This is a genomic window from Fibrella forsythiae, assembly GCF_017353175.1.
GTDB lineage: Bacteria > Bacteroidota > Bacteroidia > Cytophagales > Spirosomataceae > Fibrella > Fibrella forsythiae.
Map to the genome: position 1 here is coordinate 124,540 of NZ_JAFMYW010000005.1, position 18,584 is coordinate 143,123.

Here is an 18,584-nt window from a genome sequence, read left to right on the forward strand (position 1 = left end):
ATGAAATTCCTTCTTCACTTCACGCTACTGGCCGGCCTGGTGCTGCTTGGCACTCAATGCAAGGTCGAGAATGCACTACCCGTTCCTACGGTTTTCCCGGCGAAGAATGATGCCGACGGCAAGGTAACCGTCTTCGGCACGCCCCGCCTGAAGGAGCAGGTCAGGGTGCTGGATGTAGCCTCGGCCCCGAATCTGAAGATCGTAGGCAAGCAGCTCATCGTCAGCGGCCCGCTCCTGTTCAAATCTATACCCAATGGCCGCCGCGCCGACCTGACGCTGAAAATTGGCGATGTGGTGATTATGGAGCCGGCCACGACCATTCCCGGTGGCCTTCAACTCATCATCGACAGGCTTTCGGGCGTTACGACCGACCCCAACGGTGGTAGCGACAGGATCACTTACGATTTCCACGTGCTAACCGACGCGCAGGATATTTTCAGCGACTTCTACGCCATTTTCGACGTGTCGGCCAATCAGCCTCTGAACAAGACAATTCAGGTGGCGGGCGAAACCACAATCAGCGAGCGGGAAGACCCGGTCACGAAAACAAAGTATGAACGCAGGGTATCCGGCAAAATTGACCTGACAGCGACAGGCAACCTGCGTATCAGTACGGTTATGGCCCTAAAAATTGAGCAGGGCCGGTTTGTGGAAGCATCGGTCGTATCGAAACTGGTGTTTAGCTGCAAAGCCCGGTTTGCGCTGGAAGGTAAATTCACGGGTGAAGCCAGCGAAGCCCTCATTGACCACCCAACTTCGTTTGAGCGCACGTTCGTCGTCTACGGCATTCCGATCGTAGTGGGTATTATTCCGCTTAACCCGAAACTAAAATGTAGCCTGGAACTGGAGGGAAAGGTAAACACAGGGGATGATTTCCTGGACAAGGAACTCACCGCCACCTTTTACGCCGATGTTAAATCGCGCAGCCCGGGTGCAGAGCCAACCACGTTCAGGAATTTTCGCAAGGAGGAATCGGGCGGTACGTTCAAGGCATTAAAAGGCGAAGTAAAAGGGTCAATTAAAGCGGGTATCGAATTTTCGCCCAGCATTTACCTCTATTCAAACGAATTCATAAATGTAGAGGGAGGACTTTATCTGTTCTCACTGATCACGGCCGAAGCCCATTGTAATACTGGACAGAATGGGGTAAAAATCACGATGACTCCCGGCATTACTCCCTCCCTGAAGTTCAATTTTTCCTTTTTGAAAGCCGTTTACGGGCACGATATAGGCCCTGCCGAAGTCACGTTTGCCGATGTAACTCCCCAAACGCCCGCTTACGAACGAACGTTTTTTTACGATACCAGGTGTGGCTATACGTCAGTCGATATAACCAATCAACCACCTGTAGGTCAAACGGTTGTACCTGCGTATGCGTTGGCCCTGCTGAAACAGCACGGCATGATCATTAATGAAGGGAGTTCACCGGGCACGATGGGCACAAGCACCTACAAAGCCGACGGTTTGTTGCTGGTAAACTCCAACAAGAACCCCAACGAGCACGGCGAACAATTTGGCAACCTGAAACTGCTGTTTAGCCAATTGACCGGTAATGCCTTTGCTTTCAGCACCGAAATAACTACCGGTAACTCACCGAAAAGCCAGGAAACAGCCCGGGCAACGTACCTGACGGGCAGCAGCAGCACGGGCGCTTTTACCGTCTACGCTGATATGAACGGGCAACTTGAGGGCGTAAGTGCCACCGACCTTTTTTACCGGAATTACGTGGTCGTTTCCGGTACCCGAATGCCTACCGGCATTGATAATCTGCAGTATGGATTTTACCGCCAGGAGCTGAGCGGCAATTACAAAGACCAGTTCTACCCGACAGGGTCGGTGGTTGTTTTCAACGATCCAAACGGCTTCTCGCCCAAACAATAACCACAGCCCATTTAACCGCACATTTCTATGAAAAACCAATACATCCGCCCAGGTCTTATGTACCTGCTGTGGCTCTTCTGCCTCACCACCGCTACCGCGCAGGTTGCCCCGGCTGGCTTTACGCTCAATGCGGTATCGAACACGGAGATTAAACTCAGCTGGACCCACGACGGGAAAGGCATCGACAAGTTCGTGATCGAGAAATCGACCAACGGTACTACGTATTCTCCGCTGACCAGTCCGGCGGTTGCCGACCGGTCGTATACCGATAAAGGACTGAGCGCCAACACCGTATATTACTACCGGATATATTCGGTCAGTGGCACGAAGAACTCCGGTACTGTTTCCGGCAAAGCCACTACGCTCTCGAACCCGCCCACGGGCTTTGGCGTAACCACCATTACGCCCGTTCGGATCGACTTGGTCTGGAACAGCGGCGGCACACCTACCCAACTTGAGTACAGCAAAAACGCCGATTTCAGCGCGGCTACGACCAAAAAATACACGACCGAACAAACCGGTTTTGCCGACGGCCTGATGCCCAATACCCCTTACTATTTCAGGCTGAAACGAACAGCCTTCAACGGCGCGCAGGAATCTGACTGGGTACAAACCAAAGCCACAACCCAGGACGCTAAACCGGCTACCCCGACGGGCTTTGCCGTTACCAGCAAGAACACCAACAGCATTAGCGTGAAGTGGACCGCCGTTAGTGGAGTTGAAGGCTACCAGGCGCGGCGGTCCGACGTACCTGATTTTACAAAAGGAGTTGTTACGCAGGACATCAGCTTCCTTCAGACAACCTACACCTTTACCAACCTGAACGACAACACGACCTACTACCTGCAGGTACGTGCCAAAAACACCATCGGCGGCACCGATTACTGGTCCGACTGGTCGACTACGATAAACGCGACGACAGATCTGGGACCTCCATTAGCGCCAACGGGGGTTCAGGCTACGCCTAAATCGCCTACGCAGGTCGACGTTTCCTGGACCGACAATTCAGATAATGAAGACAGTTTCATCATCAGCCGCAGTTCAGCGGGGTCAAATGGCCCCTGGACGGAGGCTGGCCGGGTAGGGGTTAACATCAAAACGTTTACGGACAATGGTGCCTCGTCGAACACGACGTATTACTATCAGGTTTGTGCCGTGAACAAGACTAGTTCAGCGTGCGCTATTTCGGCCAAAATCAACACGCCCATTCAGGCACCGGCGGCACCTACCGGCCTCAGCGTATCGATCAAGGGAACAACGGCTACCCTGAATTGGAAAGACAACGCCGGTAATGAAACCGAGTACGAAATTCAGCGCAAAGAAGACAATGGTGCTTTTGCGAACTATGGCAAAACCGGTGCGTTCGATGGATCAGGTACGTTCACTGACTCGAAACTCGTTGCCGGAAAAACGTATTGCTATCGGGTCAGAGCCACCAATGCGGGGGGGGCGTCGGGCCACTCCAACGAGTCGTGCGCATCGACTCTTCCTGCGCCGCCCAACGCGCCGACGAACCTGCAACTGACGTTCGTACCAACAAGTCAGGTCGATCTATCATGGACAGAAGGCGGCGGAGCAACCGACTTCGAGGTACAACGGGCTGAAGGATCAGGCAGTTTTACGAAGATCAATACCGTGAGCGGGAGTAAAACCACCGATCAGGACAAGACGGTTCAGCAGGGCAAAACGTATTCGTATCGTATCAATGCGATCAATGCGGGCGGCAACACGCTGTCGGACGTGAAAACGATTGCCATTCCAACAACACCGGCCGCACCCGAGTATGCATTGGTGGTCTTATCGAGCACCGAAATACGGGTCGATTACAAAAACCCGGCTGGTGCCAACGCCACGGCCCTGGAGTTGCAATATTCAACAGATCAGACTTTTGCCAGTGGAGTTGGTGGGCAGAACGTACCCATCGCAGGTAGCTCTGTAACTGTTGGCGACCGGCAACCTAACACGCGTTATTACTTTCGCCTGAGAGCCTCGAACAGCGTCACCAAATTATCATCCGATTGGGTCCTGAAGGATGCGCTTACCCTGCCGCCACCTGTTACCATACCCAACGCCCCCACCAACCTTAACCTGTTGGGCAGTTCAGACGGGCGTACGCTCAACGTTTCCTGGACGGATGCGTCTGACAACGAGACCGGTTTTGAGATTCAGTACAGCGAAACCGGCGACTTTTCTAACCCGAAGACAAGCACAACAGGGGTCAGCATCAATACCGCGACCATTTCTCCCTTGGAACCCTGCCGGACGTACTATGTGCGCGTGCGGGCTGGCAATGGCGCGGGGTCGTCGGGCTGGCTCAGTGGAAAAACCACACTCAACCCCAACGTACCTGCCAAAGCCACCAACCTCGCCGGGACCGCCGCCAGCCAGACCCAGATCAACCTCACCTGGACCTACACGGCTAATACGGAAGACGCTTTCGAACTGGAATATGCCAGTAACAGCAGCTACACCAACAGCAACAAACGGGATCTGGCCAAGGCCAACCGCACCGAACCCGTAACGGGCTTAACTGCTGCTACAACTTACTGGCTCCGGCTACGGGCCAAAAACTGCGCGGGCAGCGGCGAGTGGCTGGAAACCACCACCGCTACCCAGGCCACCGCCCCACAACCGCCCGCCGCACCGACCAATCTGGCCGCCAACCCCGTTTCTAACTCCGAAATCGCGTTGACCTGGACCAACAGCAACGATGGCGCCAGCTTCGAAGTGGAGCGCTCCCCCGACGGCACAACAGGCTGGACCAACATCGGCACAACCGCTGCCAATGCCACCAGTTTCCCCAGCATCGGGCTGGCGGCATCGACGCGCTACGTGTATCGGGTACGTGCCGTTCGCGCCGGTCTGTTTTCGGGTTATTCCAACACCGCTTCCGCCACCACATTGGCTCCGCCCGTTGTTGTGCCGGCAGCTCCGGCAAATTTTAAAGCTGTCCCGGCCGCGGGAGGCACCATCGGTCTGAGTTGGGATGCCGCCAGCGGCCTAACGGGTTACAAGCTCGAATACGCCGACAATCCGGGCTTCTCAAATTTGCAAACAGAGACAGGCATCGCCGGAACAGAAACGTCGTTTATCGTTCGAAATCTGCTGCCCAGCACCCCATACTATTTCCGGCTGTACGCGATCAACAGCGCCGGACCGTCTCCCGCTGCAACTGCCGCTATCACTCAGCCAAAGGCACCAACCAACCTCAGCCTGAGTGGGTCGCCTGATGGTCAGTATATCTTTGTGAAGTGGACCGATGCATCAGACAACGAAACGTTGTTCGATATTCAGTATGCAGAAACAGCTGACTTTACCAATCCCAGGCTGGCCGCTCAAGGCCCGGATGGAACTGAGGTCATGCTCGGTAGCCTGCAACGCTGCCAGACCTATTACGTGCGCGTCAGAGCAACCAACAGGGCAGGCAGTTCAGACTGGATTGATGGTAGGCTAACGCTCAATCCTAACCTGCCAATCAAAGCCAACCTGTTTGCCGAGCCAGCCAGCCAGACCCGGATTGTCTTACAGTGGGCCACCTATCAGACAAATACCGAGGATGCCTTTGAGCTGGAATATGCCGATAACAGTAATTACACAAACAGCATTAAACGCGACCTCGACAAAAGCAGCCGCGCCGTTGAGGATATTACCGGCCTGAAAGCAGCAACGCCCTACTGGTTTCGCCTGCGGGCAAAAAACTGCGCAGGTGCTGCTGACTGGAGCGAAGCCACAGCCACTACGTTTGCTGTCACGCCACAACCACCCGCCGCACCTACGAACCTATCCGCTTCTGCCGTATCATCCTCCGAAATTTCACTGACCTGGACCGACAATAGCGACGAGACGAACTTCGAGGTAGAACGGTCGGCTGATGGCACAACGGGCTGGACCAACATCAGAACAACGGCGGCCAACGTTACGACGATACGGGACATCGGCCTGACTGCCCTGACCCGTTACGTGTATCGGGTACGTTCTGCACGGGGCGGGCTATTCTCGACCTACACCAACCCGGCCAGTGCTACCACCCTGAGCGTGCCCGTGGTGCTACCCAATGCCCCAACGAGTCTTTCTGTCAGCGTCATCAGTACCACACGACTTGATCTGACCTGGGTAGACAATGCGACGAACGAAGATGCTTATGAACTGGAATACAGCACCAACGCCGGTTTTGCCAGCGGGCTTACTCAGGTACGTCTGAGCGCAGGCGCGAGCACCACGCAACTAACTGGCTTATCGGCCAATACCACCTATTACGTGCGCGTTCGGGCTGTCAATAGTGCGGGGCCGTCGGGCTGGTTAACCGGTTCCGGAACGACCCAGGCTGTGGTGCCAACCACCGTGGCAGCGCCAACCAATCTCCGATTTGCTACCAGCGCGCCCGTTTTCTCGCAGCTGAGCCTGCTCTGGAATGACGTGGCCAGTAACGAAACCGGCTACGAAGTATGGCGGTCAGCAAATGATCAGACTAACTGGGTACGTATTGCCGAACTAGCCCTTAACACGTCGGTCTTTACAGATGTGGGGCTTCGACCTGGTGTTCCGTATTTCTATCGGGTCAGGGCCGTTCAGAACGCACTATTTTCCGACTGGTCAAATGTCATTACCGACCGGGCACCGCTGGTCAGTGCCGTTGCGCTGCCTGCCGAAGTGCGGGTTTACCCGAACCCCACCAGCGATCTGCTGACCATCGATGGCCCGTCGGGTGGTTCGGGCACCGTGCAGATTCGGTCAGTCGCTGGCTTAACCGTGCTGGAACAGCCGTTCACCAGCGTGGCCGGTCGCCTGTCGCTCGACCTTCGGGCGTTGCCTGCGGGCCTATATGTAGTGGTGGTCTCTACCGACACGATTCGTTTTTCTACCCGTATTTTAAAACGCTAACACCATGCTTCTCCGCACACACACGTACCTATTCGTGCTGCTCGTCAGCTTGTTCCTTAGTTCTTCCTGCAAGGTAAACGACCCGTCGGATGTTAGTAAAAAGAAGCAGATTCTCGATGGATTGACGGGTAAATCGTGGAAAGCCCTCCGTGTTCAGGAGGGTAGCGTCACGGTTTATCAGGAAGGTCGGTCAGACAATATTTATCCCGGCTACCGCAATTACCAGCTTGCATTTTCGAGTCAGAATGTGTCGGTGACGTTCACGGAATATACCGGCGAGGTATTCATCGGCGACTGGACCGTCACTGACACGAACAGCCGAACGTACCTAATTCTCCGAAACCTGACCCCACCCCCAACTAGTTCGGGCGGAACACTCGAATTCGAAGTCAACTCCTTCACCGACACGCAACTGGTCATTACGGCTACCAAACCGAACCTGAAAACGGGCAACACCATCAACGTGTATACGATGGTTCCAAGGTAGTGGGCTTATCATCGGCGTATTGCTAATGTCAGCAATACGCCGATGAAAAATCAACTCCCGACAATCGCCAGCCAGACATTCCAGCCGCCGAGGATGGCCGTTACGAGCACCACCGAGGCCATAGCGATATTCTGCGATAACGAATTGACATGTTCCCCCAGCAAGCGGCGATTGTTTACGGCTACGAACAGAAAAACCGTGACGAAAGGAAGGAGAATGCCGTTGATGGCCTGAACGGCCACGATGACAGGAATGGGCGTGGCATTGGCCAGTCCGAACCCGACGCCCGTTGCCAGCACCGCCAGCCAGATCAGCCGGAATTGGGGTGAATTCTTCGGAATACCCAGCAGGCTTTGTGCCGTAATAGCCGCCGCCAGCGGAGCCGTCAGCGACGAGGCAAACCCCGCCGCAAATAAGCCGAAGGCAAACAATGAACCCGCCCACGTACCCAGGCTTTCGGCCAGCACGACGGCCATATGCGGGTACGAAAAATCGCCGGGAATGAGCAGGCCCGCCAGCAGCAGCACCACCGAAATAATGCCCCCCAGAATCACGGCCACCCAGATACCCAGCCGCATATCACTCAGCGACTGGTTGGGCGAGATGCTGGACCCGAAAAACAGGTTATAGGGCACAATGGTGGTCCCGATCAGCCCGTTTACGAGCAGCAGTGACCCACTCGGCAACGACGGCACTACAAGTGCTTTAGCCAGCGCAACCGGCGTAACGGGTGCACCAAAGGCCACATAAACGAATGCGCCACCCATCGCAAACACAATGACTCCCAGAAAGTTAGCCAGGTGCTGCGTTGAACCGACCCAAAGCAGCGCCACGCATACGAGCCCGACAACCACGGTCAGGTACGTTCCCGGCACGCCCGTCAGCAACGACAGGCCTGCTACTGCCCCAAGAATATTACCAGCCTGGTAAGCTGCACACCCCAGAAAAATGGCCAGAAACAATGCCCAGGCTACCCAAACGCCCGTTCTGCCCGAATAACTCTGCCGAATTACCTGCCCCAGATCATGCCCAGTGGTGAGGGTAATGCGCGAGGCAGCTTCCTGTAGCCAGACGGTTCCGAACGTGGCGAAGGTGAGCACCCAAAGCAGGTCCAGCCCAAACCGCGACCCCGCCATGGCGCAGGCCGTTACCGACCCCGGCCCAATAAATGCCGCTGAAATGACCGACCAGAAAAGAATGCTGCCAAGACCGGCACGGATAGATAACGCTTTAGGCATAGGGAAAGGGAGGGAGGGGAGGAGGGAGGAAGGGGAGGATGGAGGAAAGGGAGGATGGAGGAAAGGGAGGATGGAGGAAGGGGAGGATGGAGGAAAGGGAGCTTCGCTTACTACAAGTTTGCGCTACTAGCGAAGCTCCCTTTCCTCCATCCTCCCCTTCCTCCCTTTCCTCCCTCATTTAAACACGCACGCCGTCTCATCGGGCTCGACGTAATAGGACTTGTAGTTTTTGGCTTTCCTGTTCATGCAGCCTTTCAGGTTCAGCACCTTCAGGTTGCGGAAATCGATCGGGTGGCTTTCGGCTTGCAGGGCAATATAGCCTTCTTTGAGTGGTTTTCCGGCTCTGGCGCGCCAGTAGGCTGCATCGGCCACGCCCGCCTGTTCGTAATCGTCGTCTTTGCTGATGAATACGGCGTCGGTAACGGGGTGTTCGTAGGCCAGTACGGTCTTGCCCTCCATGTGGTGTTCGATGAGCGAATCGCCCAGTACAAGCACCTCCACAGCTACCCACTGGTCGCCGTCGTAGGTTTTCGAGGTCGATTCAATACAGTGTAGGGGGTTGACCTGCCCTTTTTGCTTCACCAGCGTACCCGGCGAACACAGATTGGCCGTTGGGCGGGGCTTGCCGTTGCTCAGGCCGCCCAGCGTCTGCACTTCCAGCGAAACGGGAAAGTCCTGTTTCAAACTCACACTCGCCGCCGATTGAGAATGGAACATGATGCCGCTATTCCGCACGTTCCAGCTTGCGCCACCCGGTGTCTGGTTGCCCGTAAACCGGTATTCAAAACGCAGGATGTAGTGCGAAAACGGCTGCTTGTAATACATGTGACCAAACTTCCCATCGAAGTTTTTGTACTGGTCGTACGCAATCCGGATCATGTCGTTCTCGACCCGGAAGGTGTTGCCGTAGTTTTCACCCAGCGGGTAACCGGTAATTTTTATATCCCAGTTGCTGAGGTCTTTGCCATTGAACAGCGATAGCCATTCTTCTTTGCCGGCTTGCTTTTTTTGCGCGAAAACTGGGAGGGTGATGAGGGTTAAGAGGGCGTAGAGAAGAGTTTTCATGAAGAGAGGCAAGGTTTATATATAGTAATTAATGTCGCTTTTTTGTCATTCCGACATCAGGAGGAATGACAAAAAAGCGGTGCTACACGCTCCCTACCCCGCCACCGCCGGGGGTTTCCAGGCGGATACGTTCGCCGGGGAGCATCTGCCGGGTAAAGAGGCCAGGTAAGGTTTCCTCCTTTCCATCGGGCAAAATCAGTGTCTGTTGCCCCACCGCGCCAGACCCGCCACCATCTAGGCCGTAGGGCGCCACCACCCGGTGCTGACTGACGAGCGTGGCTTGCAACGGAGCCAGAAACTCCAGTTCACGAAGCAGCCCATCACCGCCACGCCACTCGCCAGCCCCGCCCGAATTAGCCCGCAAGCAAAACCGCCAGAGCCGCACGGGGTAACGTCGCTCCAGGGTTTCGGGGTCGGTGAGTTTGGTGTTCGTCATGTGCTGATGCACGCCCGACCGGCCCGCCTGACCCCGTATGGCCCCTGCCCCGCCGCCGATGGTTTCGTAATAGCCCACCGAGTCGTTACCGAACAGAAAGTTGTTCATTGTTCCCTGGCTACAGGCCGCCAGCCCCAACGCCTTCAGCAACGTATCGACCAGCCGCTGACTGACTTCGGTATTGCCGCCCACTACCGCCGGACAATCGGCTGCATTTTCTGAGAAAACCGGATTCAGAAATGATGATTCGGGCAAAATAAAGCGCACGGGTGCCATCAGCCCCTCGTTGAGCGGAATGTTCGTCGCGTCGATCTGCTCGCCTACCCACAGGCGCAGCACGTACAGCACTGCCGAATGCAGAATCGATACATTGGCGTTGAGGTTGTTGGGATGCACCGCGCCCGTTCCCCGCAAGTCGATGGTCAGCTGCTGATCTTTCGAGACCGCACCGGCGGACCGGCCAGCCCGCACCGACATACGTACCTGAATGGCATGGCCATCGTCGAGCGTTTCCGTAGCCGTAAATTCCTGGCCGTCATACTGAGTCAATACGCCCCGGATGGCATCGGTAGCTGATTGCTGAAGCCGCTCCATGTAGTGATGCACCGTTTCCAGCCCATGCGCCCGCACCAGGTTTTGCAGCGCCATTTCACCTGCCCGCAGCGAGGCAATGGCCGCTTCCAGATCGGCCCGGTTTTCGGCCAGTGCCCGCGTTGGGTACGTTGCCTGCGAAAACGCGTAGGCCAGTCCGCTTTCGGGTTGACCATCGCTGCCCGTTTCCCACAGAAAATGGCCATTTCGGACCAGCAGCTGCGGTTCCAGCACGACCCCTTCTTCTACCAGTGAAATGGCATCGGGCGGCATGGAACCGGGCGTTTTTCCACCTATTTCGGCATGGTGCGCCCGGTTGATGACGTACCCAATCAGCGTTTGGTCCTCTGCGAATACGGCCTGAAGCAAGGTCACGTCAGGCAGGTGTGAGCCGCCATAGTTCGGATGGTTAGTCACCGCCACGTCGCCGGGACAGAGGGGTGTACCATTCAGTTCCAGTTTCGCCAGCGTCAGCCGGGCGCAAACGCCAAGGCTACCCAAGTGTACCGGTATATGCGGTGCATTCACCACCAGTCGGGCGTTGGCATCGAGCAGGGCGCAGGAAAAATCGAGACGCTCTTTCACGTTCACCGAAAACGCCGTTCGCTGCAACTGCGCGCCCATCTCTTCGGCAATAGCCCGGAATCGTTGGGTGAAAAGCTCGAGCTGGATAACGGTACTCGTCATGTTGACTGCCGTTTGCGCCGCTGGCTTTGTCTCCAAGGTTGCTGCTACTGTTTTATCGGCCTGCACTGTTGCCTGCCAACCGGTTTCTAAAAAAGCCGACGATGTCGTGTTTAACAGGAGTGCCGGGCCAGTAAACGTATCGCCAGCGCGTAGCGTCGTCCAGTCGTAAGCAGGGTACGTTCCCGTATGGAAAGCAGGTTCGGCGGGCGTCTTTTGCCGTGATTCGGGCTGGTCAACGGCTGACGGTGGGCGGGCGGTACTCACCGTTACGCGTAGGCTTTCGACCTCAATTGCCCGGCCTTCCGGCAGATGGCCGTAGAGCCGCTGATAGTCCTGGCGGAAGGCTGCTTCCAAATCAGCGGGGTTGCTGGTCATGGCAATTGGCACGGTAGCTTCCTGACCCTGAAGCCGGAGAAACAGCGTTGCGGCGGCAGAAACATGGGCCTGTTCGGCATCAAGGTCACGGTGCAACTCATTGGTAGCCTGCCTGGTGAGCGCGTCGATCCAGTGAGGAAGTTGATCGGATATAGTCGATAGAGGCTGCAACACCGACCGACTGGCCCGTCGTTCAACCTGCGCCTGACCAATGCCGTAGGCACTCAGCAAGCCACCGTCGAACGGGAGAATCAGACGATTCATATTCAGCAGATTGGCAACAGAGCAGCCATGCAGGCCACCCGCCCCGCCAAACACCAGAAGGCCATAATCGACCGGGTCGAAGCCGCGCGAAACCGATATTTTCCGAATGGCACCGGCCATAATCTCGTCGGCAATGCCTTTAAATCCCTGCAACAATGCCTGTGCATCAGCCACTTCACCCGTCGCCTGACTAACCTGCCGCAAAATCACATCGAGTGCGGCCTGCGCTTGTTCGGGAAAGACCGGAATACCAAACTGCTTCGGATCTAGTTTACCCAGCAGCATATTTACGTCGGTAATCGTGAGCGGCCCACCAACGCCGTAACAGGCCGGCCCCGGATTGGCACCCGCACTTTTCGGCCCCACACGCAATTGGCCGGTCAACGCATCGAACCAGCAGATAGAGCCGCCACCCGCTGCCACGGTTTCAATCGCCAGCGACGGCAACTGTAAGTCGAACGGACCAATGGGCGTTGAAAATCGGTAATCGGGCAGCCCGTTTTCCAGCCGTGCCACGTCGGTGCTGGTGCCGCCCATGTCGAGGGTCAATACGGCTTGGTTCCGGGCTACCGCTGCTGCACCAATTACGCCCCCTGCCGGGCCGCTGAGCAGGCTGTCTTTCGGTTGAAACAGATCGGCCCGAACCAGCCCGCCTGCGCTCGTCATGACTCGCACGGGCCAGCCACCCAACTGTGTCTGTACATTGCTCAGGTACGTTGCCAACGCGGGCGTCAGGTAGGCGTTGATTACGGCCGTTTGTGTGCGCGACACGTACCCCGGCGCGGTCGACAGGCTTGTCGACGTGGTGACGATGGCGAATCCAGCCGTTGTCAGTGCCTCGGCCAGTTGCTGTTCGTGGGTTGGGTTTTGGTAAGCATTCAACAGCGAAATAGCCACGGCATCAGGCTCCGCAGAACGTACCTGATCAATAAGCTGCTGAATCGCCTCGTCGGAAAGCGGCGTCAGCACGTCGCCATTGGCAGCGGTTCGTTCGGGTACGTCAATTACTGATTCGTACAGCACATCGGCGGGTGGAATAGCCAGTTGAAAGAGATCGGGTCGTTGCTGTGTACCGATTACCAGCAGATCGCGGAAGCCTTCCGTTACCAGCAGTGCCACCCGTCCACCCCGCCGTTCGAGCAAGGCGTTGGTACCGCGCGTTGTGCCAAGCCGCATTTCCAGTACTGGAAATGGCTGATTCAGGGGTGTTTGTGTGAGTAGCCGTGCGGCCAACACGGGGGCTTCTTCGCCAGTAAAGAGCTCGACCGTACCCGTCTGATCAGCAGACAGCTCAGCCTCCGATAGGATCAATTGCCCATCAACTGTCAGGGATTTAATCAGGTACGTTGCCTCTTTGTCAGCAAAGCACAATGTATAGCCGTCAAAAATAGGGGCAGCTAACCAGGGGGCTACCACACGCCCATTGATGAGTTGTCCACGCAGGCGACTGCTACTAAGCACTTTGGCCCGATGAATGTCACCGCTTGGGTCGCGGGCGAGACCGTCGGTAAAGGTGCCGCCCGTATCAATCCAGATTTGCCACATACCTGCAAAGTAGGCGAACAGAACGCGGATTTGTCGGTGTCGGGTAAATTTTTAGAAGGCGGTTTAGTAGCTACGCGACGTAAAAGACGTATGGGTGGCGCATCGTATACTATAGACATTAGGTCGCTGTGCGACGAAAAATAAGGAGGATGACGATCATGTGCTATAGTTAGCAGGTTTCTACGAGACGGAATGCCAGACGGACAGGCAGATCTTGCTATAGCCGTTTGATCGCTACGCGACGAAAACGCGGGGAGGCGAAGCATCATGTGCTATAGACATTGAGGCGCTATGCGACGGAATGCCAGACAGGACGTCATGTGTTATCGACGTTGGGTCGCGACGAGAAGAAACGCACATAATTTTTCATGAGTGATAGTCCAAACGGGCCGTAGTATTGCGTAGCGAGCCAATATCGATAATAAAGTTTCTCGCGGAGTATTTCGTCGCATAGCGACCTAATGTCTATAGCAACGTCTGTTCCCCCCGAGCTACCACGTCGCGTAGCGACCAAACAACGCAACCGACATTATACATCCTCACCTTGTATCGGCGCGAATACGTACCGTTCGTCGTAAGGCACATCAAACTTTTGGAGGAATGCAATGTATTCATCGTGGACACTCTGTTTCTGATGATGTTGCTCCTGGTTCTCGATGTAATTGACAACGGTACCGATCTGAGAGTGACTATAAGAGAAGGCTCCGTACCCCGTTTGCCATTCGAATCGGCTTGGTGTCAACCTCTTTTCGTTAATCCACTTCGACGAGTCCATCTTGAAGTATTGCACAAGCTCAGCTATTGCCTGTTTGGGGTTTACGCCGATGAATGCATGAACGTGATCGGGCATACCGTTAATAGCAATCAGCTTATGACCTTGGTGCCGTACAATACCGGTCATGTATCGGTACAAGTCTTCTTTCCACGCCGACCGAATCAATCCATGACGATGTTTCACAGCGAAAACAACATGCAGATAGAGTTGTGAATAGGTGTTCGCCAATGAATTGGTGTTTGTAGCATCAAACCTACCAATTACCCGGCGTTTGCCAAATTGAATGACAGTCTGGGCCAGTCTCCCATCGCGTAGCGACCAAACATCACATGGTCAATAGTTTGGTCGCTACGCGACGAAAGGGAACGTACCTGAAATGAACTCACCAAGTCTATGTATGGTCGCCCCCCTTTATTTCTTCGTGATCACGAACTCTACGCGGCGGTTTTGCTGGCGGCCGGCGTCGGTGTCATTGGGAGCAACAGGTTTGCTTTCGCCATAGCCTTTGCTGGCAATACGGTCGGGTTCGATGCCTTTACCGATCAGGTATTCGCGAACGGCGTCGGCGCGGTCTTGCGAGAGTTTAGCGTTGATCTCGTTTGAGCCCGTGTTATCGGTATGCCCACCCAGTTCGACGGCCAGTTTGGGGTTCTCGTTCATCACCACCACCATGCGGTCAAGCTCCGGGGCGGATTCGTCGCGTAGAATGGCTTTACCCGTATCGAAGAAAACGTTATTCAGGCGGACCGACCGGCCTTCTTCAATGGGAATCAGTTTCAACTCTTTGCCTTTTATTTCCTGGAAACCCTTTTTCCCGTTGCCCGGTCCAGTCGTTAAATCCACATTCTCTCCTTCGGCAATAAAGTCCGGAGCAATAGCGCGCATCGTATATTTCTGGCCATATGGCAGAATGATCTTATACTCACCAGTAACGGGGTCAGAGGTAGTTTCACCCGCCTCAGCACCGTCGGGAAGAGTTTGATACGTGATCCGGGCGGCAATAGGTTTACCCGTTTTCTGGTCGATCACTTTACCTGACAGCATGGCAACGGCACCGGGGCGGGTCAGGTCATCGGCGGGATTCTTGTCACCACCGCCTGCTTTCGCCGGATTTTGCGCCAGTGTGGTCGAATCGACACCATTCTTGCCCGAATCGTCGATCAGCTTGATCTGCACGATATCGCCGCCTTTGCCGCCCTGTGTATTCTTGAACGTGGTCATGTACGCCATGTCGCCGAGGGCGGAAATGGAATAATAGGCGTCGTAGCCGTCGGTGTTGACAGTGGGGCCAAGGTTCTGCGGTCTCGACCAGCGTTTCCAGGTTTTGTCGACCCGGCGCGCTACCCATACGTCGTTATCGCCCTGTCCGCCGGGGCGGTTCGTTGAGAAGTAGAGTGTATTACCATCAGGGGCCAGAAAGGGTGTCGTTTCGGTGAAGTCGTCGGTGTTTACGTCGGGGCCGAGGTTCATGGGCTGGCTCCAGGTGCCGTTTTTCTGCCGGAACGAGACGTACAGGTCATCTTTAACCCCGTTCTTTTTCTCGCTGAACGATAGTAGCAGCGTTTTGCCGTCGACGGTCAGGTACGCGAAATCGAACTGACCTTTGCTCATCCGTTCGTAGTTGGCAATAGCCAGTTGTTCGGGCGTGCTCCAGTTGCCGTTGACGCGCTTACTGATGGAGAAACCGCGCGTTTCGTAGCGTCCGTTCACGTACGCCCCGCGAAGAAGGAGCGAGTTGCCATCCGGTGTGATGCTGAACACGGCGTTGTGATTGAACTGGTTCAGCGGCGCACCCAACCGCCGGGCGGGGCCCCATTGGTTGCTCGGCTGCCACTCTGAATACCAGATGTCGGTGCTGCCGTTGTCTTTATCGGCAAACATCGTATTGTTGGGGTGATCTTCGCGGGTATAGTACAGCGTTTTCCCGTCGGGGCTAATCAGTGGCGTGCCTTCGTTATAGGTCGAATTAACCTGTGGGCCAAGGTTTTCGCCTTTGTAGGGCGAGGTTGTTCCGGTGGCCGCCGGCGCTTGTGCCAGCACCTGTAAATTTCCGGTCAGTAACATTCCGACCACCAGGCCGTTAATCCATTTCATAGTCAGAGGGCAACTCATTATTCGCTAAACGAAGATAGTGGCTACCTTCGTCTAGCAAAATAAGTTTGCTGTTCACCGTTCGCCGTTTTCAGTTGCGCTGCCCTGGTCAGGTACGTTAGCTGTAGCAGCGCAACGGTAAACGGTAAACTGTAAACTGTAAACTCATTCATGCCGCAGGCCTATCATTTTATTGCCATCGGCGGGAGTGCCATGCACAACCTCGCCCTGGCCCTTCATCAGCAAGGCCACACCATAACGGGTTCCGACGACGAGATTTATGATCCAGCCCGGACCCGGCTTCAGCAGAAGGGACTATTACCCGCCGAGATAGGCTGGTTTCCTGAGCGCGTTCATCCCGGTCTCGACGCCGTTATTCTGGGTATGCACGCCCGCATCGACAACCCCGAACTGGAACGAGCGCGGGCACTGGGCATTACCGTGTTCTCATACCCTGAGTTCATTTTCAGACAAAGCAGGCAGAAACAGCGCGTGGTCATTGCCGGCAGCCACGGCAAAACGACTATCACATCGATGATTCTGCACGTCTTGAAGTACCACAACCGCAAGTTCGATTATCTGGTTGGTGCGCAGCTCGACGGCTTTGATACGATGGTTAGCCTGACCGATGATACCTCGGCCGAGGCCGCGCCGGTGATCATCATTGAAGGCGACGAATACGCTTCTTCGCCCATCGACCGCCGCCCGAAATTCCTGCATTACCAGCCACACATGGCCCTGATCAGCGGCCTGGCCTGGGACCATGTCAATATTTACCCGACCTACGAAGAATACGTTCATCAGTTTGAGTTGCTGGCCGACCAAATGCCCAAATCAGGCGTGCTGATCTTCGATGAGAGCGACAATATGCTGGATGTTATTGGTGCCAAAGAGCGGCATGATGTACAGAAAGTGCCATATGAAGCCCATCCACACGTGATTCGAAATGGACAAACGTACCTGACAACGGCCCTGGGTGTTGAGATACCTCTGAAAGTCTTCGGCCTGCACAACATGAAAAACATGGCCGGAGCCATGGCCGTTTGTGATCGGCTGGGCGTTACGGACGAGCAGTTCTACGAAGCAATTCAGTCGTTCAGGGGCGCAGCACGGAGGCTCGAAACGGTAACACAGTCGGGCAATAAGATCGTGTACCGCGATTTTGCCCATGCGCCGTCGAAGGTAGAAGCGACTACCGAAGCCGTGAAGGCGCAGTATCCCGGCCAGAAACTACTGGCCTGCGTGGAACTGCACACGTTCAGCAGCCTGAACAAAGTGTTTCTGGATGAATACCGCCACAGCCTAGACGCTGCGGATATAGCGGCGGTGTATTTCAACGCACACACGCTGGCCATCAAACGACTGGAGCCCATTTCGCCCGATGATATACTGGCCGCGTTCGATAAACCCGGCTTACAGGTATTCACCGAAACCGCCGATCTTGACGCATTTATCAACCAACAAAAAAGCACCGCCAACATTTTCCTGATGATGAGTTCAGGTACGTTCGGCGGGCTGGATTTAACTCAAATAATGAACAATGAGTAATGAACGATCGGTCCGTCGATGCGGTATAATGGCTCTGCCTGGGTACGTTCATTAGCGAAGCCATTATACCGCATCGACGGACCGATCGTTCATTACTTATTATACATTCTTTTCCTATGCAAAGCATTGTCGTTTACTGCGGTTCCTCGCCTGGGACCAAAGCTATTTATAAAGAAGTGGCCGTTGAATTAGGCCAGAAAATGGCCGAGCGGAACATTCGCCTCATCTACGGTGGTGGCGGATTTGGCCTGATGGGCAATGTGGCCGATACCGTACTGCTAGCTGGCGGCGAAGTAACGGGCGTCATTCCTAATTTCCTGGCTGAGCTGGAAGTAGCGCATAAGACGCTGACAGAACTGCATTTCGTGGAAACGATGCACGAGCGTAAGTACAAAATGGTGACGCTGGCGAAGGGCGTTATCACCCTACCCGGCGGTTATGGTACGTTCGACGAGTTATTCGAAATTCTGGCCTGGCGTCAACTGAAGCTATACGACGGCCCCATTGCCGTTATCAATGTTGATGGTTATTACGACCTGATGCTCCGTCAACTGGACCGGTGCGTAGAGGATGGTTTCCTGAAACCAGAGAACCGCGCCCTGCTCATCGTGACCAACACCGTCGATGAAGCGTTGGGAGCCATTGAGGCGTACTGGGAAGAAATTTAACTTTTAGTCCTTGATCTTTAGTCCTCAGTCCTCTGTTGCGCTGCTACTGAAA

Annotated in this window: 10 protein-coding genes; 5 read left to right on the forward strand and 5 right to left on the reverse strand. The window is 55.2% G+C overall.

Features of this window, described 5'->3' with window-relative positions; genetic code table 11:
• The 3 genes from J2I46_RS17005 to J2I46_RS17015 are packed head-to-tail and all read left to right on the forward strand — an operon-like array spanning position 1 to position 7,249.
• Positions 1-1,881 (forward strand): hypothetical protein, encoded by a 1,881-nt coding sequence (locus tag J2I46_RS17005; RefSeq protein ID WP_207330255.1) that lies wholly within the window; start codon positions 1-3, stop codon positions 1,879-1,881.
• 27 nt (positions 1,882-1,908) lie between these two features.
• Entirely contained in the window at positions 1,909-6,762 is a 4,854-nt protein-coding gene (locus tag J2I46_RS17010) for a fibronectin type III domain-containing protein (protein WP_207330256.1), read from the forward strand.
• 4 nt (positions 6,763-6,766) lie between these two features.
• On the forward strand, positions 6,767-7,249 hold the full coding sequence (locus tag J2I46_RS17015; RefSeq protein ID WP_207330257.1) for a hypothetical protein: 483 nt from the start codon (positions 6,767-6,769) through the stop codon (positions 7,247-7,249).
• A 50-nt stretch (positions 7,250-7,299) separates the two neighbouring features.
• On the opposite strand, the gene J2I46_RS17020 is transcribed toward J2I46_RS17015, so the two are convergent.
• The 5 genes from J2I46_RS17020 to J2I46_RS17040 all read right to left on the reverse strand — a co-directional run bounded on the left by J2I46_RS17020 (position 7,300) and on the right by J2I46_RS17040 (position 16,319).
• On the reverse strand, positions 7,300-8,487 hold the full coding sequence (locus J2I46_RS17020; RefSeq protein ID WP_207330258.1) for an NRAMP family divalent metal transporter: 1,188 nt from the start codon (positions 8,485-8,487) through the stop codon (positions 7,300-7,302).
• Between the two features lie 174 nt (positions 8,488-8,661).
• Positions 8,662-9,552 (reverse strand): 3-keto-disaccharide hydrolase, encoded by an 891-nt coding sequence (locus tag J2I46_RS17025; RefSeq protein ID WP_207330259.1) that lies wholly within the window; start codon positions 9,550-9,552, stop codon positions 8,662-8,664.
• 82 nt (positions 9,553-9,634) lie between these two features.
• Positions 9,635-13,450, reverse strand: coding sequence for a hydantoinase B/oxoprolinase family protein (locus tag J2I46_RS17030; protein WP_207330260.1), 3,816 nt, complete (start codon positions 13,448-13,450; stop codon positions 9,635-9,637).
• A gap of 529 nt (positions 13,451-13,979) precedes the next feature.
• Positions 13,980-14,453: an IS200/IS605 family transposase gene (tnpA, locus tag J2I46_RS17035; protein ID WP_207330261.1), complete on the reverse strand. Its 474-nt coding sequence runs from the start codon at positions 14,451-14,453 to the stop codon at positions 13,980-13,982.
• A gap of 183 nt (positions 14,454-14,636) precedes the next feature.
• Positions 14,637-16,319 carry an OmpA family protein gene (locus J2I46_RS17040; protein ID WP_229379812.1) on the reverse strand — a complete coding sequence of 561 codons (1,683 nt, stop codon included), beginning with the start codon at positions 16,317-16,319 and terminating at the stop codon, positions 14,637-14,639.
• 168 nt (positions 16,320-16,487) lie between these two features.
• Here J2I46_RS17040 and J2I46_RS17045 point away from each other — a divergent pair, with 168 nt between their 5' ends.
• Together J2I46_RS17045 and J2I46_RS17050 are read left to right on the forward strand one after the other, a co-directional pair.
• Positions 16,488-17,864 carry a UDP-N-acetylmuramate--L-alanine ligase gene (locus tag J2I46_RS17045; protein WP_207330263.1) on the forward strand — a complete coding sequence of 459 codons (1,377 nt, stop codon included), beginning with the start codon at positions 16,488-16,490 and terminating at the stop codon, positions 17,862-17,864.
• Between the two features lie 116 nt (positions 17,865-17,980).
• Positions 17,981-18,532, forward strand: coding sequence for an LOG family protein (locus J2I46_RS17050; RefSeq protein ID WP_207330264.1), 552 nt, complete (start codon positions 17,981-17,983; stop codon positions 18,530-18,532).
• The last annotated feature ends 52 nt before the right edge of the window (positions 18,533-18,584 follow it).